The 23,970-nt window shown below is 69.1% G+C and carries 17 protein-coding genes; 9 read left to right on the top strand and 8 right to left on the bottom strand.

The window, feature by feature from the left end:
• Positions 1–31: 31 nt before the first annotated feature.
• A complete protein-coding gene (locus ABZ412_RS32555; protein WP_357288083.1) occupies positions 32–2,224 on the top strand; it encodes a phosphocholine-specific phospholipase C in 2,193 nt (730 codons plus the stop codon).
• A 14-nt stretch (positions 2,225–2,238) separates the two neighbouring features.
• Here ABZ412_RS32555 and ABZ412_RS32550 read toward each other — a convergent pair whose 3' ends face one another.
• Entirely contained in the window at positions 2,239–4,755 is a 2,517-nt protein-coding gene (locus ABZ412_RS32550) for an arylsulfatase (RefSeq protein ID WP_357288030.1), read from the bottom strand.
• A gap of 149 nt (positions 4,756–4,904) precedes the next feature.
• On the opposite strand from ABZ412_RS32550, the gene ABZ412_RS32545 reads away from it, so the two are divergent.
• On the top strand, positions 4,905–6,044 hold the full coding sequence (locus ABZ412_RS32545; protein ID WP_357288028.1) for a TfoX/Sxy family DNA transformation protein: 1,140 nt from the start codon (positions 4,905–4,907) through the stop codon (positions 6,042–6,044).
• On the opposite strand, the gene ABZ412_RS32540 is transcribed toward ABZ412_RS32545, so the two are convergent.
• Together ABZ412_RS32540 and ABZ412_RS32535 are read right to left on the bottom strand one after the other, a co-directional pair.
• Positions 5,965–7,380: a lipase maturation factor family protein gene (locus ABZ412_RS32540; protein ID WP_357288025.1), complete on the bottom strand. Its 1,416-nt coding sequence runs from the start codon at positions 7,378–7,380 to the stop codon at positions 5,965–5,967. The two genes, ABZ412_RS32545 and ABZ412_RS32540, sit on opposite strands and share 80 nt — an antisense overlap.
• Positions 7,381–7,417: 37 nt before the next feature.
• Positions 7,418–8,719: a transposase gene (locus ABZ412_RS32535; RefSeq protein WP_357288023.1), complete on the bottom strand. Its 1,302-nt coding sequence runs from the start codon at positions 8,717–8,719 to the stop codon at positions 7,418–7,420.
• A gap of 67 nt (positions 8,720–8,786) precedes the next feature.
• Here ABZ412_RS32535 and tnpA point away from each other — a divergent pair, with 67 nt between their 5' ends.
• Positions 8,787–9,236 carry an IS200/IS605 family transposase gene (gene tnpA / locus ABZ412_RS32530; protein WP_357288020.1) on the top strand — a complete coding sequence of 150 codons (450 nt, stop codon included), beginning with the start codon at positions 8,787–8,789 and terminating at the stop codon, positions 9,234–9,236.
• Here tnpA and ABZ412_RS32525 read toward each other — a convergent pair.
• A complete protein-coding gene (locus tag ABZ412_RS32525) occupies positions 9,233–9,613 on the bottom strand; it encodes a LysR substrate-binding domain-containing protein (RefSeq protein WP_357288018.1) in 381 nt (126 codons plus the stop codon). The genes tnpA and ABZ412_RS32525 overlap by 4 nt on opposite strands.
• A gap of 336 nt (positions 9,614–9,949) precedes the next feature.
• Here ABZ412_RS32525 and ABZ412_RS32520 point away from each other — a divergent pair, with 336 nt between their 5' ends.
• The gene (locus tag ABZ412_RS32520) at positions 9,950–12,223 is read left to right on the top strand and encodes an ATP-binding protein (RefSeq protein ID WP_357288015.1); all 2,274 of its coding nucleotides are present in this window, start codon (positions 9,950–9,952) and stop codon (positions 12,221–12,223) included.
• A complete protein-coding gene (locus ABZ412_RS32515; RefSeq protein WP_357288012.1) occupies positions 12,220–12,867 on the top strand; it encodes a response regulator transcription factor in 648 nt (215 codons plus the stop codon). Before ABZ412_RS32520 ends, ABZ412_RS32515 begins: the two co-directional genes overlap by 4 nt.
• On the opposite strand, the gene ligD is transcribed toward ABZ412_RS32515, so the two are convergent.
• Positions 12,864–13,829: a non-homologous end-joining DNA ligase gene (gene ligD / locus ABZ412_RS32510; protein WP_357288010.1), complete on the bottom strand. Its 966-nt coding sequence runs from the start codon at positions 13,827–13,829 to the stop codon at positions 12,864–12,866. The two genes, ABZ412_RS32515 and ligD, sit on opposite strands and share 4 nt — an antisense overlap.
• 112 nt (positions 13,830–13,941) lie before the next feature.
• On the opposite strand from ligD, the gene ABZ412_RS32505 reads away from it, so the two are divergent.
• Positions 13,942–15,558, top strand: a complete 1,617-nt coding sequence (locus tag ABZ412_RS32505) for an FAD-binding protein (protein ID WP_357288007.1) — start codon at positions 13,942–13,944, stop codon at positions 15,556–15,558.
• A 294-nt stretch (positions 15,559–15,852) separates the two neighbouring features.
• Here the strand turns inward: ABZ412_RS32505 and xdhC are convergent, their stop codons facing one another.
• Genes xdhC through ABZ412_RS32490 form a run of 3 tightly spaced genes read right to left on the bottom strand, consistent with a single transcriptional unit; the run spans position 15,853 to position 20,484 of the window.
• Positions 15,853–16,674 carry a xanthine dehydrogenase accessory protein XdhC gene (gene xdhC, locus ABZ412_RS32500; protein WP_357288004.1) on the bottom strand — a complete coding sequence of 274 codons (822 nt, stop codon included), beginning with the start codon at positions 16,672–16,674 and terminating at the stop codon, positions 15,853–15,855.
• Positions 16,667–19,021: a xanthine dehydrogenase molybdopterin binding subunit gene (gene xdhB / locus ABZ412_RS32495; RefSeq protein ID WP_357288002.1), complete on the bottom strand. Its 2,355-nt coding sequence runs from the start codon at positions 19,019–19,021 to the stop codon at positions 16,667–16,669. The genes xdhC and xdhB overlap by 8 nt, the downstream gene beginning before the upstream one ends.
• Before the next feature lie 32 nt (positions 19,022–19,053).
• Positions 19,054–20,484 carry an FAD binding domain-containing protein gene (locus ABZ412_RS32490; RefSeq protein ID WP_357287999.1) on the bottom strand — a complete coding sequence of 477 codons (1,431 nt, stop codon included), beginning with the start codon at positions 20,482–20,484 and terminating at the stop codon, positions 19,054–19,056.
• 408 nt (positions 20,485–20,892) lie between these two features.
• Here ABZ412_RS32490 and ABZ412_RS32485 point away from each other — a divergent pair, with 408 nt between their 5' ends.
• The 3 genes from ABZ412_RS32485 to ABZ412_RS32475 all read left to right on the top strand — a co-directional run bounded on the left by ABZ412_RS32485 (position 20,893) and on the right by ABZ412_RS32475 (position 23,956).
• Positions 20,893–22,308 (top strand): nucleobase:cation symporter-2 family protein, encoded by a 1,416-nt coding sequence (locus ABZ412_RS32485; RefSeq protein WP_357287996.1) that lies wholly within the window; start codon positions 20,893–20,895, stop codon positions 22,306–22,308.
• A gap of 126 nt (positions 22,309–22,434) precedes the next feature.
• Complete coding sequence (locus ABZ412_RS32480; RefSeq protein ID WP_357287993.1) at positions 22,435–23,649, top strand: glycosyltransferase 87 family protein; 1,215 nt, start codon at positions 22,435–22,437, stop codon at positions 23,647–23,649.
• Positions 23,650–23,779: 130 nt separating this feature from the next.
• Complete coding sequence (locus ABZ412_RS32475; protein ID WP_357287990.1) at positions 23,780–23,956, top strand: hypothetical protein; 177 nt, start codon at positions 23,780–23,782, stop codon at positions 23,954–23,956.
• Positions 23,957–23,970 lie beyond the last annotated feature (14 nt).

Here is a 23,970-nt window from a genome sequence, read left to right as displayed (position 1 = left end):
CGCGGCGGGGGTGGCCGGGCTGCCGGAGGGCATGGCGGAGGCGCTGGCGGAACCGGGCCGCTCGGGCAGCCTCGATCAGGTGCAGCACGTGGTGATCCTGATGCAGGAGAACCGGTCCTTCGACCACTACTTCGGAACCATGAGCGGCGTTCGGGGTTTCGGTGACAAGCGTGCCGTGCGCCTGCCCGCGGGCGGCTACAACCCGGTGCTGCAGGCCGCCATGGACGCGGTGCTGGCCGGCGGGCCCGGCACCGACCTGGGCAGTGGGTCGGCGGGCACCGGCAGCGCCAGCGGTTCGGCCAGCGGCAGCGGCAGCGGGTCCGGCTCCGGGAGCGGCAGCGGGTCGGGCGGTGGCGGGCAACGGAACGCCTTCCAGCAGCCGGACGCGTTCAGCAGCACCGGATTCCTGCTGCCCTGGCATGTGGACACCACCCGTGTGGACGGCCAGGACATGGGCGATCTCGCGCACGACTGGAACACCACCCACGTGGCGTGGGCCGACGGCGCGTACCACTCGTGGATCGCGGCCAAGTCCAAGATGACGATGGGCTATTTCACCGAGGCCGACATCCCGTTCCATCGCGCGCTGGCGTCCGCGTTCACCATCTGCGACCACTACTTCTGCTCGATCCAGGGCCCGACCACCCCGAACCGGCTCTATCACTGGACCGGCACCATCGACCCGGGCGGGCGCGCGGGCGGACCCGCGGTGGCCAATCCGCCGGACTATCGGCCCGCCTTCCACTGGACCACCTACCCGGAACGCCTGCAGCAGGCCGGGATTTCGTGGCAGGTGTACGCCGACTCGCACAGCGGCGGCCCATTCCTCGCGGACTACGGCGACAACCCGCTGTGGCTGTTCCAGAACTACCACAATGCCGCGAAATCCACTGATCCCGCCGTCCGGCAGCTGGCCGACCGCGCCATGGTGACCGCGGGCGGCATGACTCCCCCGCCGGCCGGCGTCGACGGCAGCAATATCGATTACGTTCTGCAGCAGTTCATCTCGGACTGCGCCAGCGGAAACCTGCCCCAGGTGTCCTGGGTCGTCGCGCCCGCCGGCTACTCCGAGCACCCGGCCTACCGCCCGGCCGACGGCGCCGCCTACATCCAGCGTGTCCTGAAAGCGTTGTGGGACAACCCGAAACTGTGGGAGTCCACCGTCCTGCTGGTCAACTACGACGAGAACGACGGCTTCTTCGACCACATGGTGCCCCCGACCGCGCCGCCCGGCACCCTCGACGAGATCCTGCCCGCGGCGGGCGATATCGGCGGCGACCTGAGCTCCGGCTCGGCGACGCTGGGCTCGAGCTCGGGTTCGGCGAGCATCGGCAACCTGATCACCAAGGCGGCCTCGGGGCTGAGCGGCAACGCCCCCATCGGCCTCGGCCCGCGCGTCCCCATGCTGGTCATCTCCCCGTGGAGCCGCGGCGGATACGTGAATTCCCAGGTGTTCGACCACACGTCGGTGCTGCGCTTCCTCGAAGCCTGGACCGGCGTCGCCGAACCCAATATCTCCGCCTGGCGGCGCGACGTCTGCGGTGACCTCACCAGCTGTTTCGATTTCAGCCGCCGCGATACCAGCATCCCGACGCTGCCCGACGCCAATGCCGAGCGCGCTCGCGCCGCCGGGCAGAAGAACCTGCCCAAGCCGGTCCCGCCGTCGCCGGCGGGTCAGCAGATGCCCGTCCAGGAGCCCGGCCGCGCCAAGGCCCGGCCACTCCCCTACCAGCCCCTGGCCTGGATCGAGGTCTCCGGCGCGAACGCGTCCATCCGCCTCGGCAATCAGGGCTCGGTCCCCATGCCCTTCCAAACCTTTGCCTACCAGAGCAATTCGATCCGGCAGACGGTCGTCGCGCCCGGCGCGACCGCCGAGGAGCGCTTCCCGGTGAACGGCTCCTACGACTTCGCCGTCCACGCGCCCAACGGCTTCGTCGCCGAGGCCTCGGGCGACGGCGACGCCGGACTGACCGCCACGGCGGCCATCGGCGGCACCGCGTCCAGTCCGACCTTCGTTGTCACCGTGCGCAATTCCGGTTCCGCTGCGGCGACGATCGATGTCGGCGGCTCCCGCAGCACCGTCGACGCGGGAGCCACCCGCGACTTCGCCGCCCCGCTCGACCAGGGCTGGTACGACCTGACCCTGACCGCGTCCGGAAACGGCAACTGGCGCAGGCACTTCGCCGGTCACCTGGAGAACGGCAGCGCCGGCGTCACCGCCTGACCGGTTGGGGGCGGCTAGTTGCGCTCGAGCGCCGCTGCCGCCTCCTTCTGCAGGTCGGTGTAGGACTCCTTGCCCACGTCGACGGTGACGTTCTCGATGGTTCCGCCGGTGAAGGTTCCGGGGGTCCGATACTGGAGGGACACACTGTCGCCGCTGTCGTAACCCACACACAGTCCGTCACCGGCGAGGCTGAACTTGCCGGTCTGGGCACGCATCGGACCCTTGTTGACGGGCTGACCGTCGACGTAGAGCGTTGTGGCGCCGAGGGATTCGCCGTTCGGGCCCGCGCCCTCCCGGGCGAATTCCATGCCGAGGGTGTGTTTGCCCGGGGTCAGTGGCGCCGCGGCGACGAAGTCCTGTTCGGGCGCGATGCCGAGGAAGTTGTAGACGTAATGCAGGGTGCCGTCCTTGATGAACAGGGCGTGCCCGCCGAAACGCGAACCGTGCGCGAAGATGACCCCTTGCGCGTCCGGTGCGAGGTCGAGGGCGGCGAGGATCTTGTAGGACTTGCCGCGAATATTGACCGCGACGCCCTCGGGAACCGGTGAGGTGCCGGGGTAGTAGACGTATCGGTCGCGCGGCGGTTCGGCCTGGGGACGTTCGACACCGAGTTGCTGGACGGCGGTGCGATCGTCGAGCGGCAGGACATAGTTGTCCTTCGCCTCCTCGTTCCACGCGTTGATCAGCTCTTTCAGCTTGTCCGGGTGCTGGTCGGCCAGGTTCTTGGATTCGGAGCGGTCCTCGTCGACGTGGTAGAGCTCCCACTTGTCCTGATCGAACTGGCCCTTCCCGCTGATCGCGGCGTGCACCGCCGAGGCCTTCCAGCCGTTCTCCCAGATGCCGCGGGTGCCGAGCATCGCGTAGTACTGGCGCTGCTTCTTCGTCGCGGCGTCGGCGTCGTCGAACGTGTATCGCATGGATACGCCGGTGATCGGGTACTGCTTGACGCCGCGGTACTGCTCGGGCATCGAGACACCGGTGACGTCGAGGATGGTGGGCACGATGTCGACGCAGTGGTGGTACTGGTGTCGGATCTGCCCCTTGGCCTTGATTCCCCTGGGCCAGTGGATGATCAGCGGATCGCAGGTGCCGCCGGAGTACTGTGCGTAGCGTTTGAACATCTGGAATGGGGTGGAGAAGGCCACGGCCCAGCCGGTCGGATAGTGGTTGTAGGTGTCGGGGGTGCCGAGCCGGTCTATGTACCGCATGTTCTCGGCGAGGTCGTCGGGGTAGCCGTTGAAGAATTTGTTCTCATTGACCGAGCCGTTCGGGGAGCCTTCCCCGGAGGCGCCGTTGTCGGCGCAGTAGAAGATGACCGTGTTGTCCATCTGGCCGGTCTGTTCGAGGTATTCGACGATCCTCCCGACCTGGGCGTCGGTGTACTCGGAGAACCCGGCGAACACCTCGGCCATGCGGGAGAACAGCCGCTTCTCGTCGGCATTGAGCGACTCCCACGGCCGCACCGCGTCCACGTCCACCGCAACGTCTCTCGGCAGCGGATTGAGCGGGGTCAGCGCGGTGCCCTTGGGCATGATGCCCTTGTCGATCATGCGGGCGAGAACCCATCCGCGATAGGCCTCGTAGCCGTCGTCGAACTTGCCCCTGTACTTCTCGGCGTATTCGGTGGGGCTGTGGTGCGGCGCGTGATTGGCACCCGGGCAGAACCACAGATACCAGGGCTTGGACGGGTTGCTCGAGCGCTGGTCACGCAGCATCTTGATGGCGTTGTCGGCCAGATCCTTGGACAGGTGGTAGCCCTGCTCGGGACCGTAGGGCTGCTCGATGAACCGGTTGTCCTCCACCAGGTCCGGATACCAGTTGTTGGTCTCGCCGCCGAGGAATCCGTAGAAGCGGTCGAAGCCCATCTGGGTCGGCCACTCGGATTTGTTGCCGCCCGGGGAGATGTCCTCCTCGGGCACGTTGTGGTCCTTGCCGACCCAGAAGGTGCTGTAGCCGTTGTCCTGCAGCACTTGACCGACCGTCGCGCACTGCGCGGGCAGACGACCCGCCGCGCCGGGGAATCCATTGGCGGCCTCGGTGATCGACGCGAAACGGTTCACGTGGTGATTGCGCCCGGTCAGCATGGTGGAGCGGGTGGGCGAGCACAGGGCGGTGGTGTGCCACTGGGTGTAGGTGAGCCCGTTGTCGGCCAGCTTCTGCAGGGTCGGCATATTGATGCGACCGCCGTAGGGGGACCACGAGGCCAGCCCGGTGTCGTCGTACAACACCACCAGCACATTGGGCGCGCCGTCGGGGGCCTTCTTCAGCTCGAACGGCTTCCAATCCGGTGTGGAATCACGGACGTCGAGCTCGATCTTGCCGTCGAACCCCTCGTTGATGCCGGTCCCGTAGCCGGGAGGGCCGTCACCGGAGGACTTGTCGCACCCGGCGAGGAACGGGACCGCGGCGGCGCCGACGCCCGCGGCCGCGAAGCCACCCAGGATAGAGCGCCTGGAGAGTTTGCCACGGGTGGTCCGGGGATCGGAACCACGATCGTCGGAGGGCGACTGCTCGTTATTCGACGGCGTCATATCAAGCACGCTAGGCAGCGCTCCATAAAATTCGCTGAATAGTTGCCGACGTGAACCCACACGGTGGCCGAAGCGCAACAAACCGATCAAACCGACCCCGTCGAAATCCGGTTGATCCGGGGCGCACCGCTATGGCGTCATAGAACCCGATGAAGCAGCAGCGCACGAGTACGGCCCGTTCCATCACCGACGGCCTCAAACTGCACCGGCACCTGGTGCGGTCGCCCGGTCGTCCCCACACGGTGATCACATTGCGGCCCGGGACGCGGGCGCGGTTCAGCACCAACCGGTTTCACGAGACCTGGCACGTGCTGTCGGACGATCACGGTTCGCGGCTGCTGGGCCGGTTGCTGTGGGGGTTGTCGTATCAGGCTCGCCCGGGGACGGTCGTGCTCATCGATCGGGCCTTCCTCACCCCGAATCCATTCGATGCCGAGCCGCCCGATCCGATCCTCGTGGTGCCGGGCTGGTGCACGCCGTTCGATGATCGGACCGCGGGGCAGCTGAAGCGGCGGTTGCCGTTGTCGAAGCCGGACGGCACCGTGCGGTGGCAGACCTTCGGGCTGGACCGGACGTTGGAACCGGCTGCCCTGGAGGGCTGGTGGAGCCGGTACCACCACCGGCGGCATCGCGGCCGCGTCACCCGCAGTCACGGGCTGGTCGTGCTCACCCCGTCGAGTCCCGACGAAGCCCGCGCCTGGGCGCTGAGTGCCACCGGGCTGGACGCGTCCGGCCCGTACGGCACCGACTACACCTACCTCGGCCCGTACGACGGGGGCTACGACGGTGAGATCCAGATCTTCCGCCGCTTCCGGCCGATGGTGACCGTGGCCGGTCGGGCTCGCGCGCACGTGCTTTCGCGGCAGGAAGGCCCGGTCGACCCCGACGTGCTGCGCCCGGCCATCTGGCGGGAAGCCGAAACAGTCCGCGGCGAAGCCCATCTGAGGATTCGCGTGTGGCGCGACCGCGGCTACGAGCTCGGGGCCGCGGCGGCCGCCATGCTGGCCCACGCGGACGTGACCACGCTCGACGACCTCGCCGCCATCGGTCCCGTCGAGGCCTACCGCCGCATGCGCGCGGCCAAGGTGCAGGGCCTCGACCTGGAGATGCTCTGGGCGATGGAAGGCGCGATCACCTATCGCGATCGCCGCGGTGTCGGCACGGACCGTCGCCGCGAACTGCGCGCCCAGCTGGGTGAGGAGCCCGTGGTCACAGCGGCGGCACGTACGAGCCGACCACGTCGCGGACCCACCAGGCCCGGGTTTCGAGCAGTTCCCGTGGGCCGGTGAAGCGGTACTCGTAGAGCAGCGCCCGGACGTGCCGGGGAGGGTCGTCCGGGAACGGGTTGCGGCGCACCAGGCGCAGCGTGTCACGGTCGTTGCGCAGCAGGCGGCGCAGGAAGCCCTCGAACCACGGTCGCGCGTAGGCGGAGGAGTGGGCCGCGAACCACAGCAGCCAGTCCAGGCGCAGGTGGTACGGGGCGAACTGGCGGGGCATGCGGCGCGGATCGCCGGGCTGGCCCTTGAATTCGTATTCACGCCACCGGGTATGGCGGGTGAGGAACGCCTCGTCGGTGCCCTCGATGACCACCTCGTAGCGGATGCGGTCGATGACGCCGAACGCGCCGAAGGTGTTGATCAGGTGGAATGGGTTGTAGGACTCGTTCATTCGCTGCCGATGCGACAGCATATTGCGGACCGGCAGGTAGCTGAGCGTCAGCGTGACGCCGGTGAACGCGAACACCAGCACCGTGAACCAGAGTGGGGACTCCGCGAGATCGGTCGGCGTCGACACCGGGAACACCAGTGCAGCGGCGGAATTCGAGATCGCCGACCACGCCAGGATGATGGTCAGCCAGTTGAGCCACGCGAAGTTCCCGGACAACACCAGCCAGGTCTGGGTGACGATGATGATCGTCGCCGCGATGCTCGCCACCGGCTGCGGCGCGAAAAGCCCGAACGGCACCACCAATTGGGCCACGTGATTGGCCGCCACCTCGACCCGGTGCAGCGGCCGGGGCAGATTGTGGAAGAACCAGCTCAGCGGACCGGGCATCGGCTGGGTCTCGTGGTGGTAGTACAGGCAGGTCAGATCCCGCCAGCACCGATCGCCGCGCATCTTGATCAGCCCGGCCCCGAATTCCACCCGGAACACCAGCCAGCGCGCCAGCCACAGCACGAGCACCGGCGGCGCGACCCGGTCGTTGCCGAGGAACACGGCCAGGAATCCGGCCTCCAGCAGCAGTGACTCCCAGCCGAACGAGTACCAGACCTGCCCCACGTTCACGATCGACAGGTAGAGGACCCACAGCAGCAGCCACACCAGCATGGCCGCCCACAGCGGCAGCAGATCCGCGGCCCCGCACACCAGCGCCGCCGCCACCGCCGCGCCACCCCAGGCCACAGCCGCGAAGAACCGGTCGGAGTAATAGAGGTGGAAGATGCTCGGCGTCGCCCGGAACGACCGCCGCGCGACCCAGCGCGGGATCGGCAGCATGCCGTGTTCCCCGAGCAACGCCCGGAACTGCCGGGCCGCCGACACGAAGGCGATCACATAGACGAAGGCCACCCCGCGCGTCACCACCTGTCGCGCGAGCCAGTATTCCGGTGCGCTGAACCACTCCATCCCGCGCCTCCTGCGCCGGTGTGTCGCCTCAGCTCGGCTACTCCGCTTCCCCGCTCCTACTGAGAAGCGTATTGACATCCTCCCGGCTTTGAAAGGCCGGGATTCCCTCTCGAGCAAGAGGGAGTGGGGTGTTTCTTGCGATTAACCCACTGGTTGGTGCTGCTCCCGTGGAGGAGACTTCCACACCCGATCCCCCGATGTCCTCGGGTTCTGAGAATGCTCGATCTCGGATATTGATTGCCGCGTTGGTATCGGCATGCGCTTCATGGCCGCAGTTCTCACACCGGAATACCGCTTGGCTCTGACGGTTTCCGGCCGAAATATGGCCGCACGGCACACATGTGCGGGAAGTGTTCGCCGCGGGCACGAACACCACGGTTGATTTATCACCCAGCCTGCGCGCGAACTCGCCCCAGCACGAGGACATGATCCCCCGCGCCAGACCACGCTTGGCCGCACGACCGTTGGACAAATACCCGCCCGGTTGATCAGGGTCCGGCTTGGGCGCGGGCTTTTTGACCATGTTCTTGATCGGCAGCTTCTCCAGGGCGAACCCGTCGTAGGTGCGAACGAGCCGCGTGGTGGTCTGCTCCACCCAATCGGTCTTGCGACGACGATCGACCAGACGCAGCCTGCCCAGCTGACGCTTGGTTTCCTCCCGAGCCCGCGAGCCGCGTTGCTGGCGCGCCAGCTTGCGCTGCAGCGATTTCGCGCGGCGCTGCTGGGCTTCCGATAATCCAGGCGCGGTGGAGAATTCACCATCGCTGGTGGCGATGGAGTTGGCCACGCCCCGATCGACACCCAGGACGGCGTCGTTCCCCGCAACGTTTTTCCCCGATGGGACCGTTACGAACGACACGTGCCAGACTCCGTTGCCGAACGTGACTCGCGCCGATTTAGCGGCGGCGATCCGATCCCAGGCGACCGTGACCCGGAACCGCAGCCGGATCGCCGATTTCGGAATCGCTATCTCGCCCCAGCGCCTGTTCAACCGACGCACGACCACATCGCGCACCACGAAACTCTCGCGCCCACGATGGCGTTTCTTGAAATTCGGGTATCCGGCACGACGGTCGAAAAAGTTCCTGAACGCGCGATCCAGATCGCGGAGAGCGGCCTGCTGAACCGAGGACGAACCCGCTCGCAGCCACTCGAATTCCTTGCGGGCATCGGCCAATTCGCGTTGCTGCTGGGCGGCGTTCAGCCCGAACGCCTGGCCTTTGACATGGTAGCCGCGCTGTTCCAGCCCGAGGTTGTAGAGGTAGCGCGCGTGCCCCAAATGCATGTCCAGCACCTCCACCAGATCCGCGGACGGATAGGCACGTTGCACGATCGACACGGCGATTCACCTCCCTCGAGTAGGTCGTGAAGCATTCAGGCCAACTCGCCCAGCATATCATTGGCCTATGATTTCCGAACCCGAATACAGGCGTGGCAGATCAGTAGTATCCGCGCTCCACGTCCACTTGGTCTTTGTTACCAGGTACCGTCGCGGAGTCCTCGACGACGCCATGCTGACCAGGTGTGAACAGGTGATGCGGGGGGTCTGCACCGACTTCGAAGCCGAGCTGATCGAGTTCAACGGCGAGGACGACCACATCCACCTCTTGATCGAATACCCGCCCAAAGTCCCGATCAGCAAACTCGTGAACAGCCTCAAAGGCGTCTCCGCCCGCCGCTTGCACTACGAATTCACCGGCCGTGCGAATCGCCACCACCTGAACGGACACCTCTGGAGCCCCAGCTACCTCGCCGCATCCTGCGGCGGCGCACCACTATCGATCATCAAGCAATACATCGAGCAGCAACGCCGCCCACCCCGCAACCCTGGCCGCCCCAAAACCTCGATGCGCTAACCCGGCCTTGAAAGAGCGGGCTTGCGCGCATCGCACCGGCCACCGGACGCCCGCCCTTGGGAAGCAAGGTTGAGGAAGGCTGTCGCCGCGGGCGTGCTGCCAGCGCGGTTCCAGATGACGTACTCGACGCGGGGCGGCGCGTCGGCGACCTCCACGGTGACTACACCGCTCAGTTGCGGCGCATAGGCGGCGGGCAGCATCGCGACGGCGAGGCCCGGTCCGACGAGCCGGGTGATGTAGTCGGCCGTGGTCACCTCGAAAGCGACGTCACGATCGTGACCCGCGGCGGCGAAGGCTTGGTCGGATTGGATGCGTCCCGCCGTGCCGGCCGGCAAGTCCACGAACACTTCCGTGGACAGGGTGCGCAGGTCGACCACCGATCAACCCGCGAGCCGATGATCGGGCGCGACCACCGCCACCAGACGATCGCGAGCGAGCGCCCGGGCCGCGCGCGCCGCGCTCTGCGCTCCGCGCGCGCTCCTACCCTGAAGCGTAGTCACCTTCCGCGCGCGCCGGCCCGGGTGACCCGGCGGCCGTTGACTCCCCGCCCGCCAACGGCCGCGGCCGCGGCAGCGGTACGGACCCTCGCACCCCTTGCCGGGCCCTCCACGATTCCGTAGTCGGACGGGTCTGTCTGTCGGGTGTTCGACGGACACCCGTGCCCCCGGAAGGGATGGGATGCTGGGCCGAATCCGGTTCGGTACCGTGGCCGGGTGCTGCGCGAAGCCGACCCGACCCACGCCGCGGTCGCGCAGGAGGCGACGTGGCTGGCCATCCGGTTCTGGCACGCCGCCTGCCTGCTGTTGACGGTGGTGCATCTGGCGAGTGGGGCGGTCGAGCCTGGGCTGGGGCAGGCGGTCACGCTGGGGCTGGCGGTGTGGTCCGCGAGCCGGCTGTGGGGGCGCCGGCTCGGGCCCGGGTGGACCGCGGCCGATGTCGCGGTGGTGGCCATCTACCTTCTCGGAACGACCAGCGTGGCCGCCTCCGGGATCGGGACCGGAGACCTCATCGACGTGAAGGTCGTGGCGGCAACGGTGATCTCGGTCGGAATCGCGGAGCGGGTGCGGGTGTCGGCGGCGGTGACCGGTCTGGTCCTGCTGCTGCTCTACTACGCCAATCGCGCCACGCCGGGGCTCACCCCGTGGAACTTCCTGTCCGATCTGACCGTCGCCTACTTGCTGGTGGAGTGGCTGCTGGCGGTGGGCGTGCGCCGGGTGGTGCTGGGCGCGGCCACCGTGCACGACCAGACCGTGACCGCCGCCGCCGACGCCCGGATCGCGAGCGAGGTGGCGGCCGCGCGCCGCCGGTACGAGCATGAGCAGTGGGCCGTCATGCACGACACCGCGGCGGCCACCCTGTTGATGGTCGGTCAGGGCGCGGCCGGGGATCGGGACCGCATCGCCCGGCAGGCCGCCCGCGATCTGGCCGTGCTGGATTCGGGGATTCCGCTGCCCGGCGACGACACCCGGGCCGACCTGTCGGTCCTGCTGAGGGAGGTGAGCAACGGCTGTTCGACGCCCCTCACCCTGCGCACCCCGGGCCCGCTGCCCGTGCGCGGCACCCTCGCGTGGACGGTGACCGCCGCCGTCCGGGAGGCGCTCACCAATGTCGATCGCCACGCCCGCGCCTCGACCGTCGACATCAGCGCCGGGCCGGGCGCGCTGGTGATCACCGATGACGGCGCCGGCTTCGACGGCGTCCCCGGCGAGGACCGATACGGCATCCGCCATTCGATCGTCGAACGCATGCGGGCCGTCGGCGGCGACGCCGAGGTCACCAGCCGCCCCGGCCACGGGACACGGGTGCGGCTGAGCTGGCCGACCACCGAACCCGGTGCCGCCGAGGAGCACTCGTTCGACGCCCCGGCCGCGGGCATCGAACGGCTGGGCCGCAGTTTCGGCTACGGCATCGTCGGCGTCGCGGTCGCCGACACCCTGCTGCAGTCCGCCCTCACCGATGCGGCGGCGACGCCCTCGGCGGCGGTCGATGCGATGCTGGTGGCGGTGAACGTGGGATGCGCGCTGGCCGCGCTGATCCCGCGCCGCCGGGAATCGGTGACGCTCGCGCTCATGGCGCTCGCGATCGCAACCTCGCTGACCCTGATCGCCCTGCTGCCCGCGGATGCCGTCCTGGCGGGCGCGAACTGGTCGATCGGCGCGTCCGGCTGGGCCGTGGTGGCGCTCGGTTTCCGGCTGTCGCCGCGACTGTCGCTGACCGCGCTGACCGCCTGGTGGGTGCTGGTGTGCGCACTCGTCCTGGTCCGGGCGCCGGGCCTGGACAGCCTGCGGGTACTGGGCTATCACACCGCGGCCATCTTCTTCCTCCAGTTCTTCACCGCCCGCTTCGCCGCGACCCTGGACCGTGTGGCCCGCGACGCCGCCGCCCTGCACCGGGAACGCCTGCGCCACCGCACCGCCGACGCGGTCGGCCACATGACCGAACAGGAATGCCTGCGTCGCTACCGCGAACTGCTGAGCGAATTCACGCCGCTGCTGCGGGGTTTGGCCGATGGCACCCTCGACCCCGCCGAGCCCGCGGTGCAGGCGGCCGCGCGCACCGAGTACGCGCGCCTGCGCCGCCTGTTCACCCAGCAGGACGGCCTGGGCCATCCGCTGCTGGCCGACCTGCGCGGCGGCATCGACGCGGCGGAGCGGCGCGGGGTCGCGGTCACCGTCGAAGCCGAGGCCGACGCCCGTCCCGAAGCAGGCCGTGAGCTGCCGGACCCGGTGCGTGGGCACCTGGTGGCCGCGGCCCGGATCATGCTGGACGCCAGTCGTTCCCGGGCTCGGGTGGTGGTGACCACCGACGCGACCGGCTGCACGGTCAGCGCGCTCGGCGACTGCCCCGCCGATACCGTCGACCGCCTGTCCGCCCTGTCCACCGCGGCCGCCGACCCCACCGGCGCCGTGCACACCGAGGTCGTCACCGCGGGCGAATTGCTGTGGGCGCGATTGCATCACCGCTTCGAACTGGAGACCGCCCGATGATCCGCATCGCCATCGTCGACGACCACCCGTTGATCCGCGACGGCGTGCGCGGCTGGTGCGCCGCCGCCGAGCCCCGCCTCGAGGTGACCGCGGACCACGCCGACCCCTCGGCCTTCCTGGCCGCCACCGGCCCCGATCGCGGCGACCTGGACGCCATCGTCCTGGATCTCCAATTCGACCAGCGCGCACCGGATCTGAACGCACTGGCCACCATCTGCGCGCGCGGCCACCGCGTGGTCGTCTACTCGCAGCACACCGAACCCCACCTGGTCCGCGACTGCCTGGATCTGGGCGCGGTCACCTACCTGTCGAAAACCGAAGGCCGCGAACACCTGATCGCCGCCCTGCACGCCGCCGCCGAGGTGCGCCCCTACCTCAGCCCGACCATGGCCCGGGCCATGAGCACCGACGGCGACGACCGCCCGAAACTGTCCCAGCGTGAACGCGAGGTCCTGCTCGCCTGGTTCCAGACCGAATCCAAAGCCCTGGTGGCCCAACAGCTCTACATTACGCCGGGCACGGTCAACACCCACCTGGAACGCATCCGCGCCAAGTACGCCGCGGTGGGCCGCTCCGCCCCGACCAAGGCCGCTTTGGTCGCACGCGCCATCCGCGACGGGCTGATCAGCACCGACGAGCTCTAGTCGCCGGCGTCCTCGTCGAGGTCGACGTCGATCTTGTCGCGGTCGGCCCACTCCAGCAGCGGCGCGAGGTCGAAGACCGCCTCGTCGATGCCGGCGTGCAGATCGCCGAGGTCGGCGTAGCGGGCGGGGACGGTCTTCATGGTGAAGTCGCCGGGGTGGATGTCGGGAATCTCGTTCCAGCGCACGGGGGTCGAGACCGTCGCCTCGGGGACGCCGCGCACCGAGTAGGCGGCGGCGATGGTGTGGTCGCGGGCGTTCTGGTTGTAGTCGACGAACAGGTGTGCCGGATCGCGGTCCTTGCGCCACCACGCGGTGGTGACGTCGGCGGGCGCGCGGCGCTCCACCTCGCGGGCGAAGGCCAGCGCGGCGCGGCGCACGTCCTGGAAGCCGTACTCGGGCGCGATCCGGACGTAGACGTGTAATCCCTTGCCGCCGGAGGTCTTCGGCCAGCCGACCGCGCCGAGCTCGTCGAGCACCTCGTGCACCACCCCGGCCACCCGCCGCACGCGCGACCACGGGCAGTCGGGCATGGGGTCCAGGTCGATGCGCCACTCGTCGGGGAGTTCGGTGTCGAAGCGCCGGGAGTTCCAGGGGTGGAACTCGACGGTCGACATCTGCACCGCCCAGATCACGTCGGCGAGTTTCTCCACGCAGAGTTCGTCGGCCGTGCGTCCGTAGCGGGGGAAATAGAGCTGAACGGTGGGGATCCAGTCGGGCGCGCCGCCGGGCAGCCGCTTCTGGTGGACCTTGCCGCCGGGCAGGCCCTTGGGGAAGCGGTGCAGCATGCAGGGCCGGTCGCGCAGCGCGTTGACGATGCCGTCGCCGACGCTGAGGTAGTACCGGACCAGATCCAGTTTGGTGGCTCCGGTCTCGGGGAAGTAGACCCGATCCGGATTGGACACGCGCACCGTGTGTTCGCCGACCGGCAGCTCGATCGCCGGGGCGGCTGACTTGCCGGCCATCCGTCCGACGGTAACCGGCATTTCGGTCAGCCGCGACCGGCTCGCCGCGAACCACCCACCTAACTAGAACAAGTTATAGTTCTCGGCGCTGGGTATTTCTTCGCTCGGGAAGGTGGTCGCAACGGTGCGGACCTGGGACTCTTCGGCCGATGTGGTGGTCGTCGGATACGGCGGCGCGGGTGTCGCGGCGGCGCTGGCCGCGCGGGAGTCCGGGGCGGAGGTGCTGGCGCTGGATCGCTACCTGGGCGGCGGCGCGACCGCGCTCTCCGGTGGCATCGTGTACGCGGGCGGCGGGACCTGGGTGCAGCGGGCCGCGGGCGTCGAGGACGATGTCGAGAACATGCTCGCCTACCTGCGTGCCGAGGTCGGCGACACGGTGAGCGAGCAGACGCTGCGCCGGTTCTGCGAGGAATCGCCCGCCCTCATCGATTGGCTGACCGGACACGGGGTTCCGTTCGAGGCGTCGCTGTGCCCGTTCAAGACCTCCTACCCCACCGACGACTACTACCTGTACTACTCGGGCAGCGAGAACTCCGGCGGCTTCCGGGAATTGGCGAAGCCGCGGCAGCGCGGGCATCGCGCGCACGGGCGCGGGGTGTCGGGCAAGAAGCTGTTCGGGCCGCTCGCCGAGTCGGCCGCGAAGCACGGGGTCCGGGTCCAGACCGGTACCAGGGCAACGAGTCTCGTGATCGAGGACGGCCGGGTGGTCGGCGTCGAGGCCACCACGATCACCGGCGCCCCGCTGGCCGTGCGACGCCGGTTCGCGGCGCTGGCCAAGATCTCGGCGAAACCCGGTGTGTACCACCAGGGTCTGCGCACGGCGGTACAGGCGCTGCTGGCCCGGATCGAGCGGCGTTACGGTGTGCCCGTGCGCATTCGGGCGCGCTCGGGTGTCATTCTGACCACCGGCGGCTTCATCGCCAATGGCGAGATGGTCGAGCGGCACGCCCCCGACTACCCCTGGGCCGAGGGCCTGCCGCTGGGCACCGCGGGTGACGACGGCAGCGGTATCGCCATGGCCCAGGCCGCGGGCGCGGCCACCGATCGCATGAACGTGCTGTCGACCTGGCGGTTCATCGCCCCGTCGAGCGCCTTCTTCGGTGCGATCGCCGTGGATGCCAACGGGCAGCGCATGATCGACGAATCCCGCTACGGCGCGGCATTGGGCGCGGCCATCGCGACCAGTCCCGGGAACAAGGCCTGGCTGCTGGCCGATGCCCGGCTGCTCACCGAGGCGCGCCGTCAGCTGCCCGAGCAGTCGGTGTGGTTCCAGCGCATGCAGGCCGAGCGGCTGCTGCGGGTCGGCAGCGTGAGCGGCCGGACCGTGGAGGAGGTCGCCGCCCGCGCCGGGATCGAACCGGCGGCGCTGCGCAAGACCGTGGACGCGCACAATCGCGCCATCGAGCAGTCGCTGCCCGACCCGATGGGCAAGCCCGACGAGCTGCGCCGCCCGCTGCACTCGGGACCCTTCACGCTGCTGGACATCTCGTTCAAGGCGCGGCTCACCTATCCGATGCCGATGCTGACCCTCGGCGGCCTGGTGGTGGACGAGGAGACCGGTGCGGTCCGCACCGAATCCGGCGCGGCGATCCCGGGTCTGTTCGCGGCGGGGCGGGCCGCGGTCGGCGTGTGCTCGAACTCGTACGTGAGCGGTCTGTCGCTGGCCGACTGTGTCTTCTCCGGCCGTCGCGCGGGCACCCACAGCGTGGAGCTCGCCGCCACCCATTGACGGGCGCGGGCGGGTCCCGGAATTTCCCGGGACACCGCTGACGCCGCGAGAACGCCCGATGACGACACCACCGCCCTGGGCCCCTCACCCCGGGATCGCGCTTGCCGGGTTCGGCCGAGGAGCAGTCCCATCAGCGTCGGGTGCGGGTGCTGGTGACGGCGGGCCTCACACTGGGCGATCTGGTGGGCTCATGATCGAGGTGGGTGGGGCACCCGCGGCGGCCCGCGCACGCTGGGCTGGTCGATGGACCCCGGCCGGGGAGATCCGCGCCCCCGCCGGTGACCGCCTCCGGGGTCAGTCGGCCGCGCCGGATTCGAAGGCGCGCAGCAGATCCGCCGCGACACTGACGGCGATGACCGCGGGCTCCTTGCCGGTGATGTCGGCCAGCCCGATCGGAGTCTTGATGCGCGCCAACACTTCCGGCGGGTGCCCACCCTCGGCGGTGAGCCGTTTGGTGAAGCGCGCCCATTTGGCCGGGGACCCGATCAGCCCGATGGTGCCCAGCCCCTCGGTGCGCAGGGCGGCGTCACAGAGCGCGGCGTCCTCCGCGTGATCGTGGGTCATGATCAGGACGTGGGTACCGGGCGGCAGGTGGCCCAGCACCTCCTCGGGCAGCAGCGCGACGCGGTGGGTGTGGATCATGGCGATGGCGTCGTCCAGGGCCGCGAGCCGCCCGGCGGCGAGCATGTCCGGCCGGGTATCGATCAGGTGCAGATCCAGTTCGTGGCGGGCCAGGATGCGGGCCAGTTCCAGCCCCACGTGGCCGACCCCGAAGATCGCGACGGCCGGGGGTACCGGCAGCGGTTCCAGCAGGACGGTGACCGTGCCGCCGCAACACTGCACGCCGTGCTGGTTGACGACCTTGTCGTTGAGGGCGAAGTCCATCAGCTCGGGTTCCGCGGGCGGGTGGGCGATCAGCTCACGGGCGCGTTCGACGGCGACGGCCTCGACATTGCCGCCGCCGATCGAACCCCAGGTATCGCTCTGCCCCACCACCATTTTCGCGCCCGCGCGGCGGGGCGCGTGACCGCGCACCGTCGCCACGGTGACCAGCACACCGGGTTCCCGGCGTTCGCGCAGTCGCGCGACGGCCGTGACCCAGGTCAGGTCAGGCACCGGCGGGCACGCTTTCCCCGGCGGCGAATTCGCCTGTCTCCATGACGGATTCGCCGGTGCGACGGGCGGCGTCGAGTGCCCAGTACACGGCTTCCGGAGTGGCGGGCGCGGCGAGTTCCACGCTCACCCCCTCCGGTCCGAAGGCGGCGGCCGCCTGCCGCAGCGCCTCGCGTACCGAGAACGCCAGCATGAGCGGCGGCTCGCCCACCGCCTTGGACCCGTACACCACGCCCTCCTCGTGCGCGTGCGCCAGCAGGCTGACGTTGAACTCCTCGGGCATCTCCGAGAAGCTCGGCAGCTTGTAGGTGCTGGCGGCCTGGGTCAGCAGCCGGCCGCGCCCGGGTCCGTCGCCGGTGTCCCAGCGGATGTCCTCGAGGGTCAGCCAGCCCGCGCCCTGCACGAAACCGCCCTCGATCTGGCCGATGTCGACGAGCGGGGACAGACTGTCGCCGACGTCGTGAACGATGTCGACCCGGCGGACCCGGTACGCGCCGGTGAACCCGTCCACCTCCACCTCGGTGGCCGCGGCCCCGTAGGCGAAGTACTTGAACGGCGACCCGTGCATGGTCTCGGCATCCCAGTGCAGGCCCTCGGTGCGGTAGAAACCGGCCGCCGACAACTGGACCCGCTGCAGGTAGGCGGTGCGCACCAGGTCGTCCCACGGAACCGCCTCGGCACCGGCTCCGAGGGCGCGGGCGACGCCGTCGGCGATGCGAATATCGGAGGCGTTGACGCCCAGCCGCGTCGCCGCCACCCGGATCAGGCGTTCCCGCAGCTGTTCGCAGGCGTTCTTCACCGCCGCGCCGTTGAGGTCGGCGCCGGAACTGGCGGCAGTCGCGGAGGTGTTGGGCACCTTGTCCGTTCGCGTCGGCGCCAGCCGCACCTTGTGCAGCGGGATGCCCAGCGTGGTGGCGGCCACCTGCAGCATCTTGGTGTGCAGGCCCTGCCCCATCTCGGTGCCGCCGTGGTTGATCAGCACCGACCCGTCCTTGTAGATCAGCACCAGTGCCCCGGCCTGGTTGAAGGCCGTCATGTTGAACGAGATGCCGAATTTGACGCCGGTGACCGCGAGCCCACGCTTGACGTGCCGATGCGACGCGTTGAAAGCGGCGATCTCCCTGGTGCGGGAGTCGATCTCACCGTTGGCCAGGACTTGATCCCAGGTCTCGGCGATTCTCTCGGCGTGACGCACTTCCTGCCCGTAGGGCGTGAATTGTCCGGGGCGATAGAAGTTGCGGCGGCGCAGTTCTCGCGGATCCAGGCCGAGCAGCGGCGCGCACCGCCCCAGCAGGTCCTCCATGAGGAGCATCCCCTGCGGTCCGCCGAACCCCCGGAAGGCGGTATTGGACGGCTTGTTGGTCTTGGCGATGCGACCGCGGAAGCGCGCGTTGGGAATCGAGTACAGATTGTCGACGTGGCACAGCGCGCGAGCCAGGACCGGCTGCGACAGGTCCAGGCTCCAGCCGCCGTCCGAGGTCAGCGTGGCATCGAGGGCCAGCACGTGCCCGTCGGCGGCGAACCCGGCCCGCCAGCGCGCGTGGAAGCCGTGCCGCTTGCCGGACATGGTCAGATCCTGGGTCCGGTTGAGCCGCAACCGGACCGGGCGTCCGGTGAGGGTCGCGCCGAGCGCGGCGATGGCCGCGAAACCGTGCGGCTGCATCTCCTTGCCGCCGAATCCGCCACCCATACGCAGGCATTGGACGGTCACCTCGTGATTGTGCAGCCCGAGCACGTGGGCCACGATCTCCTGGGTCTCGGAGGGATGCTGGGTGCTCGACTGCACGAACACCTGGCCGGCCTCGTCGACCTGCGCCAGGGCGGCGTGGGTTTCGAGGTAGAAGTGTTCCTGGTCGGAGAACGTGAGCTCCCCGGAGAAGATGTGCGCCGAGGCGGCGAACCCGGATTCCAGGTCGCCACACCGGACTTCGGGCTGCACGCCCTGGAAGCTCCCGGCAGCCTCGGCCTCCGCGATGGTGATGATCGACGGCAGCGGTTCGACGTCGACCTCCACCGCGACAGCCCCCAGCCGCGCGGCTTCCAGGGACTCCCCCAGCACCCAGCACACGGCGTGCCCATGGAAGCAGACCTCGTCGGGAAACAGGGGTTCGTCGTGCTTGACGCCCGCGTCGTTGACGCCGGGCACGTCGGCGGCGGTGAGCACCCGCACCACGCCGGGCACCCGCAGCGCGGGCTCGGTGCGCAGGGCGGTGATCCGCGCGTGCGCGTGCGGGACCTGCACCGGGTAGGCGTGCAGCACGTCCTTGGTGCGGTACACCAGGTCGTCGGTGTAGAGCGCGGTCCCGGTGACGTGCAGCGCGGCGCTCTCGTGCGGGAGCGCGATCCCCACGACGGGATTGTCGGGTCGTCGCGACAGGTGACTCATGACAGCACCCCCGCGGTCTCGGTGGTGTCGGAGAACAGTTTTCGCAGGCTCTCGCCCAGCATGGCGCTGCGATATCGCGCGCTGGCGCGATGATCGTCGAGCGGTGTGCCTTCGCCGCGCAGGATGTCCGCGGCCGCGGCGATGACGACCTCCGTCCAGGGCCGCCCTTCGAGGGCCGCCTCGGTCGCGTAGGCGCGCACCGGTGTCGCGGCCACGCCGCCCAGTCCGATGCGGGCCCGCCGTACCACGCCGTCGTCGATATCGAGAGCGAAAGCCACTGCCACACTGGAGATGTCGTCGAACCGTCGCTTGGCGATCTTGTGGAAGGCGGCCACGGGCGCGAGCGGTAGCGGGACGCGCACGGAACGGATGAGCTCCCCGGGCCGCCGCACCGAACTCCGGTAGCCGGTGAAGTAGTCGGCCAGTGCGACCTCCCGCTCCCCGTCGGCATCCGCGAGCACCACCGACGCTTCCAGGGCCAGCAGTACCGGCGGCGCGTCGCCGATCGGCGATCCGGTGCCGAGGTTGCCGCCCAGCGTGGCGGCGTTGCGGATGAGACGAGAAGCGAACTGCGGGAACAACTCCGACAGCAGCGGCACCCGGCCGGCGAGCCCGCGTTCGAGCTCGGTGAGGGTCAGCGCCGCGCCGAGTTCGATCCGATCCGCGCCGATCACCAGCTCCCGCAGTTCGGGGAGCCGGTCGACGGCCAGTGTGTAATCCGTCCGCCGCCCACGGATATTCGCCTCCACGCCCAGGTCGGTATTGCCCGCGAGCACGGTGGCGTCCGGATGGTCGCGCAGCAGCCGCAGCGCCTCGGCCAGGGACGCGGGCCGCACGAATCGCCGCCCATCGGAACTGAAGTCGGTCGCCGCCGGTTCCGGCGCGTCGGCCTCGCGCCGCCGGGCCAGGGCGTCATCCTCGGCCGGTTCGCCGACCGCGTAGGCGGCGTCGCGGATCGGCCGGTAGCCGGTGCAGCGGCACAGATTCCCGCTCAGCGCGTGCAGATCGAAGCCATTGGGCCCGGTCTCGCCGTGCGCGCACACCTCGTCCGTGACCGTCCGATCCGGCCGGTAGTACTCGGCGGCCATGCTGCACACGAATCCCGGTGTGCAGTAACCGCATTGCGAGCCGCCGCGCACCGCCAGCTCCCGCTGCACCGGATGCGGCGCGGCCGCGGTGCCCAGCCCCTCCGCGGTGACGACCTCCTGTCCCTCCAGCGCGACGGCCGGGGTCAGGCAGGCATTGACCGCCACCCATTCGGTCGGCTCGATCCGGCCCGGCCGGGCCACCAGGACCGAGCACGCGCCGCATTCACCCTCCGCACAGCCTTCCTTGCATCCGGTGAGTCCGTGCTCCCGGAGAAAATCCAGCAGGGTGGTGTGCGTCGCCGCGGGAGAAATCGGTGTCGATTTTCCGTTCACCGTCATGAAAATTGCCATTGCCGGCCGCTTTCGTCGTCGATTGCACTATCCAGTGTCGGCGGATCAATTCCGCTCGTCGAGAAAGCCGGCTCAGCAGCCGTGGGCGACGCGCCCGGGCACCCACACCGTGCGATGAGCCAGGCGACGCAGATCGGAGTTGGTGGACATCCGCTCGCCTCCTGTCTGTGACCACGGATTATGTGGCCTGAACCTACGTCCGGCGGGATATTCGGTCAACACGGGACGCCGCTGACCGTGTGATTCTGTAGGAAAATACGAAGGCGGCCGGGAGCCACGCCGAACCGGCTGGACAATCGAACAATCCGCTGCGGACCCGGTATTTCCTGCGCCATCATTCGGTTCGTGGTCACGGCCTCCCCCGGCCGGTGATCCACGTGTTCCAGGAGGCTTGTCATGCAAATGCGCTTTCTCGCAAAAGTGCGCCCCTCCCGTAAATCCGAAATCGATGCCGCCACCGGACTCGTCAAGGCCCGTCACCCGGTCGACGAGATACCACCGCCACCCAAGCTGTTCCTGCTGGGCCTGCAACATCTGGCGATCATGTACGCGGGCGCGGTCGCGGTGCCGCTGCTCGTCGGCGGGGCGCTGAAGCTGCCCGCCCACACCATCGCCCTGCTGGTCAATGCCGATCTGCTCGTGTCGGGCATCGTCACCATCATTCAGGCGGTCGGCATCGGCCGCATCCTGGGTGTACGACTGCCGGTGGTCGCGGGCGCGACCTTCACCGTGGTCTCGCCCATGATCCTGATCGCGCAGGAGTTCGGCGGCGGTGAGGCCGGGCTGCCGACCGTGTACGGCGCGATCCTGGTGTCGGGCGTGTTCGGTTTGATCATCGCCCGCTTCTTCGCCATGGTGGTGCGCTTCTTCCCGCCGCTGGTGTCGGGCTGCGTGATCTGCGTGATCGGGTTGTCGCTGATCGGCGCGGATGCCGGGCTGATCGCCGGGGACGACCCGAAAGCCGCCGACTACGGCCAGATCTCGCACATCGCGCTGGCCGGGCTGGTGATCGCGCTGATCGTGGTGATCCACCGGTTCGGCCGCGGTCTGATCAGTCAGCTGGCCGTGCTGCTCAGCGTCGCGATCGGCACGCTGGTCGCGGTGCCCATGCATCTGGTGGACATGTCCGGGGTGGGGTCGGCGGGCTGGTTCGCCGTGTCCCGGCCGTTCATCTTCGGTGCGCCCGAGTTCCATCTGGGCGCGATCATCTCCATGTGCGTGGTCATGCTGGTGACCTTCACCGAGTCCACCGCCGATATGGTCGCCGTCGCCGAGATGGTCGACAAGCAGCTCGAACCGCCCGACCTGGCGCGCGGCCTGGCCGCCGACGGCTTCTCCGCGGTGCTGGCCGGCTTCATGAACTCCTTTCCCGACACCGCCTTCGCCGAGAACGTCGGCCTGGTCGGGCTGACCGGGGTACGCAGCCGCTGGGTGGTGGCGGCATGCGGCGGCATGCTGGTCGCGCTGGGCTTGGTGCCGAAGGTGGGCAGCGTGGTCGCGGCCCTGCCGGGTCCGGTGGTCGGCGGAGCGGCCACCGTCATGTTCGCCATGGTCACCGCGGTCGGCCTGCGCATTCTGCACAAGGTCCAGTTCGAGGGGACCAGCAATATGCTCATCATCGCGGTCACCCTGTCGGTGGCGCTGCTGCCCGCGGTCGCCCCCAACATCTACAAGCAGTTCCCCACCGACTTCCAGATGATCGCGGGCAGCCCGATCACCTCGGCGGTGATCGTGGTCTTCGTGCTGAACCTGGTCTTCAACCACTGGGGCGCGGGGAAACGACAGGGCCCGCCGGGCGGGACCGTGGTGTGACGAAACCATCAAATCCTGCCGGTAGGGTTCAGCACATCCGGGAGGGGGTATCGCACATCTGAGGTGGGTTGGGTGTTGATCGGTGCTGAAACGCAAGACGGTGTGGTCGAATCGAAAGATCAAGCGGTGGCGCGCGATTCCGGTGCGCCACCGCGACCGTGGAATCGAACGACGGCGTGGGTGCTGGCCTGTGGCGCGGCGCTGTCCGTGGCACTGATATTCACCACCGTCGACCCTTGGCTGGACCAGGTGGGCTTCCTGGCCGGCGGTTTCGATGTGCACGTCTATCGCGACGGCGCCTGGAAGATCTACAACGGGCATCCCCTCTACACCGAGACCACCCATCGCGGGCTGTCCTTCACCTACACCCCGTTCTCCACCCTGAGTTTCCTGCCGATGCTGGCCATCCCGTGGCCGTACGTCACGAATACCTGGCTGACACTGAACATCGGCGTGCTCTACGCGTGCGTCCTGTCGTGCTGGTGGGTCCTCGGCTACCGCCTGACCTGGCAACTGGCCGGGCTGAGCGCGCTGCTCACGGCCACCTGCGTGTTCCTGGAGCCGGTGCGAACCACCCTCTACTACGGCCAGATCAACCTGGTGCTGATGGCCTTGATCCTGTGGGACTTCTCGCGCCCGCCGAACAGCCGGATACGCGGTGCCGGGGTCGGGCTGGCCGCGGGAATCAAGTTGGTGCCGCTGTATTTCGTGGCGCAGTTCGTGGTGCTGCGGCAGTGGGCGGCGGCGGTGATGGCCGCGGCGACCTTCGTCTTCACGATCGGGCTCGCCGGGGCGGTGCTGCCCTCGGATTCCCGGCAGTACTGGACCCGCACCTTCTTCCAGTCCGACCGGATCGCCCCGGATAGCCAGCCCGCCAACCAGTCCCTGCGCGGCACGATCGCGCACCTCACGGGTGGCCAAGTGCCGCAATGGCTGTGGCTGCTGCTGGCCGCGCCGGTGGCGATCGGCGGGCTGCTGCTCGCGGCGGAACTCTATCGGCGCGGCGAGAAGCTGCTGACCGTCACGCTCGCGGGCCTGACCTCGTGCGTGGTGTCGCCGTTCTCCTGGAATCACCACTGGGTGTGGTTCCTGCCGCTGTTCGTCTACCTGGTGCATCGCGCGGTGTCGGACCCGCGCTGGTGGGCGGCGGCCGGTGCCGTCTATGTGGCGACCGGCGCGTGGGCATACCACTGGACCGATACCTGGGTGGTGGTCGGCTGGTTCCTGTTCCCGCCCTCGTGGCCCATCTCCCCGATCCTGTTGAACTGTTACGTCGTCGCGTACGCGGTGATCGCGGGATGCCTGATCGCGTCCGTGTGGCGCGCCCGTGACACCCATTAAGCAACCGACCGGTCGGCAAACCGGCCGCATCCGTTACGCAAGAGTGCCCGGACCTATATCCGAAACAGGCCGTGAGTGGGAATCCCTCTCCCGCATACCCTTCGCGGAAGCGACGACAGAGGAGGACGCCATGACCGAGCCGATGTGCATCGATTGCTGGCGGCGTGACAACCTCAGCTTCACCCAGCGGCTCGACCCCGCCTACATCAAGCCGGGCCCGAAATATCGCTGCGCGCTGCACCGGGCCCAGTACGAAGCCGACCTGCCGCACCCGGACCACACCGAGCGCACGGACCGCGCGGCCTGACGACGCACCGGGCG

Source organism: Nocardia sp. NPDC005746, assembly GCF_040630785.1.
Lineage (GTDB): Bacteria > Actinomycetota > Actinomycetes > Mycobacteriales > Mycobacteriaceae > Nocardia.
The sequence above is the reverse complement of the archived record's forward strand: the minus strand, read 5'-3'. Positions and strand labels throughout refer to the sequence as shown.

Coding starts and splice junctions, on each gene's coding strand:
- tnpA (WP_357288020.1), top strand. CDS start 8,787: ATGATTTCCGAACCCGAATACAGGCGTGGCAGATCAGTAGTATCCGCG.
- ABZ412_RS32515 (WP_357288012.1), top strand. CDS start 12,220: ATGATCCGCATCGCCATCGTCGACGACCACCCGTTGATCCGCGACGGC.
- ABZ412_RS32475 (WP_357287990.1), top strand. CDS start 23,780: ATGACCGAGCCGATGTGCATCGATTGCTGGCGGCGTGACAACCTCAGC.
- ABZ412_RS32540 (WP_357288025.1), bottom strand. CDS start 7,380: ATGGAGTGGTTCAGCGCACCGGAATACTGGCTCGCGCGACAGGTGGTG.
- ABZ412_RS32555 (WP_357288083.1), top strand. CDS start 32: ATGGCGGAGGCGCTGGCGGAACCGGGCCGCTCGGGCAGCCTCGATCAG.
- ABZ412_RS32485 (WP_357287996.1), top strand. CDS start 20,893: ATGCAAATGCGCTTTCTCGCAAAAGTGCGCCCCTCCCGTAAATCCGAA.
- ligD (WP_357288010.1), bottom strand. CDS start 13,829: ATGGCCGGCAAGTCAGCCGCCCCGGCGATCGAGCTGCCGGTCGGCGAA.
- ABZ412_RS32490 (WP_357287999.1), bottom strand. CDS start 20,484: ATGACGGTGAACGGAAAATCGACACCGATTTCTCCCGCGGCGACGCAC.
- ABZ412_RS32550 (WP_357288030.1), bottom strand. CDS start 4,755: ATGACGCCGTCGAATAACGAGCAGTCGCCCTCCGACGATCGTGGTTCC.
- ABZ412_RS32545 (WP_357288028.1), top strand. CDS start 4,905: ATGAAGCAGCAGCGCACGAGTACGGCCCGTTCCATCACCGACGGCCTC.